At 66.9% G+C, this 2,210-nt stretch carries 3 protein-coding genes; all 3 read right to left on the reverse strand.

From position 1 onward, the window contains the following. Nucleotides 1–167: 167 nt before the first annotated feature. Genes Q8S60_RS18080 through Q8S60_RS18090 form a run of 3 tightly spaced genes read right to left on the reverse strand, consistent with a single transcriptional unit; the run spans nucleotide 168 to nucleotide 1,835 of the window. A complete protein-coding gene (locus tag Q8S60_RS18080; protein WP_305278391.1) occupies nucleotides 168–575 on the reverse strand; it encodes an SRPBCC family protein in 408 nt (135 codons plus the stop codon). Between the two features lie 12 nt (nucleotides 576–587). After that, on the reverse strand, nucleotides 588–944 hold the full coding sequence (locus Q8S60_RS18085; protein ID WP_305278390.1) for a VOC family protein: 357 nt from the start codon (nucleotides 942–944) through the stop codon (nucleotides 588–590). A gap of 39 nt (nucleotides 945–983) precedes the next feature. Next, the gene (locus tag Q8S60_RS18090) at nucleotides 984–1,835 is read right to left on the reverse strand and encodes an AraC family transcriptional regulator (protein WP_305278389.1); all 852 of its coding nucleotides are present in this window, start codon (nucleotides 1,833–1,835) and stop codon (nucleotides 984–986) included. Nucleotides 1,836–2,210 lie beyond the last annotated feature (375 nt).

The raw sequence follows: 2,210 nt of genomic DNA on the forward strand, positions 1-2,210 counted from the left end.
ATTCCGAATGGACATGTAACCGCCGGGTAAAAAAGGCGGCCTGCCGCACGACAACCGGAAGCGTGCGGGGGCGGCCAAAAATGTGCCGCCTTATAGCCCGGAAGTCCCCCCGCCACAAGGATTCCTTCGCACCTGCGGCAACGAGGTCGCGAGCGACGGTTAACGGCTCAGCGGCCGCCTTTCCGCCCCAGCGCCGCCTGCATGATGGCGGCGCCCTCCGTCATCATGCCGCCCACGGGTTCCGCCGCCTCGTGCGGCAGGAAATCCGCGATCCAGAGGAGGCGGCAGCGCTCCGGCCCGTCCGGCACCACCTCGAAGGAGGCGCTGTGGTGGCTCATCATCTCGCTGCCCGAGACGGCATAGGCGAGCCGCCGCCGGTCCTCGTCGAGGTCGAGGATCAGTTCCCGCACGACGAGCCCGTTGGCGAAGGTGACGATGCGGGCGCCGTCCTCCAGCTTCGTATCGGTCACGAAGCCCGGAACGAAGCGGGTGTGGATCTGGCCGACATCGCGCACCGCGTCCCAGACGGCGGCTGCCGGCGCGTCGATCGGTATGTCCTTGCGGATCGAAGCCATGATCGTTTTCTCCTATTTCAGGCACACGGCTTCGACATTGTTGCCGTCCGGGTCGATCAGGAAGGCGGCGTAATAGGTCGGCGCATAATCGGCGCGGATGCCGGGCGCGCCATTGTCCTTGCCGCCGGCCTCGAGCCCCGCCTTGTGGAACCTGTCCACGGCCGCACGGCTCGCCGCGGTGAAGGCGATGTGAACGTCCTTCGCGGGCGTGCCTTCCGAGAGATAGAGCCCGGTCGCCTTCTTCGCGCCGAAGCCGCGCATCGTCTCGTCTTCATAGGTGAGTTTCAGGCCGAGCGCGCCGAGCGCCGCCTCGTAGAAGCGCGATGCGCGCTTCAGGTCTTTCGCTTTCAGTCCGATGTGGTCGTACATGTTACCTCCGTCGCGGGCGCGCCGTTGCGCCACCGGAGGTCACTCTGCGGCGGGCGGGGCCAGTCTCGCTTGGAGTAAATTGCGCTCGCCCCGTGCCGCCTCGCGGAAGCGGCCGGGCGATATGCCCGCCGCGCGGCGGAAGGTCCGCACGAAATTCGAAAGGTCGCCGAAGCCGACATCATAGGCGATGTCGGTAACCGGGCGGTCCCGGTCGGCCAGCAGGCTTGCCGCGCGGCGCAGCCTCGTGCGCACGAGATATTGATGTGGCGTCACGCCCAGCACTTTCGTGAAGGTTCGAAGAAAGTGATAGAGGCTGAGGCCCGCTTCCCGCGCCGCGCCTTCGAGGCCGATCGGCCGATGCGCATATTCGTCCATCCACATGGCGGCGTGGACGGCGCGTTTCCGGTCCCGCGCGCTCGCCGTCACCCGGGCGGCCTTGCGGCCCGACGCCACCTCCGCGAAGCGGCCCGTGAAAAGAAGCCCCGCCTCATCCAGGCCGACATCGCTCCGTCCCTCGGCGGCGGCCTGCGCCAGCTCGCCCAGCACCATCATTTCCGGCAGCGGCGGCAGAGCGGCGAGCCGCCTCAGCTCCGGCCTGCCGCTCACCGCTTCGGCGAGGTCCGCATCCAACCGGAAGGACAGGCATTCGTCGCCGCAGACATGGTGGTCATGCGTGCAGACATAGTCGTCGCCCGCATGGCCGACGAGAACCGAGCCCGCCACCATCTCGAAGGTCTGCCCGCGCGTGGCGTAGCCGAAGCTTCCCTTCCGCACATAGGAGATCGACAGCACCTCGTGCATTTCCGCATAGGGCGTCTCGGCCGGCCCGGCGTCGCAGCGATAGGCCACCGCCGCCACGGGTCCTTCATGCAATGTGGTCGTCGTCACCATGGGGCCAGTCTACGCCTCTCAGTGAAAGCCCGCCACAATGCGGGAAAGGGCAGGCCTGAACTTGGCAAAAATTGCTGTCCCGGCCTTGCGATCCCGTGAACGCACGCACTTCCACCCTCCCCCAAGAGGAGAGTGGGAAGGACGCACTCTCCGCATCCCCCCTTGCGTAAATGGCTCTGGCCTCCGCGCGCCGTTTCTGCCCATATCCCAGCCAAGAAAAGGCCGGAGGAAGACCCGCATCATGCCGCCCCGATCCGCGTCGCGGTTCTACATCGTCGCGCTCGTCGCCATTCTCTGCATCGTCTACACGGTGAGCCAGTTCCTGCGCTCGTCCACGGGCGTCATCGCGCCCAATCTCGCGGCGGATCTCGGCCT

The organism is Parvibaculum sp. (assembly GCF_030694575.1).
In the GTDB taxonomy this organism is placed as follows: Bacteria; Pseudomonadota; Alphaproteobacteria; order Parvibaculales; family Parvibaculaceae; genus Parvibaculum.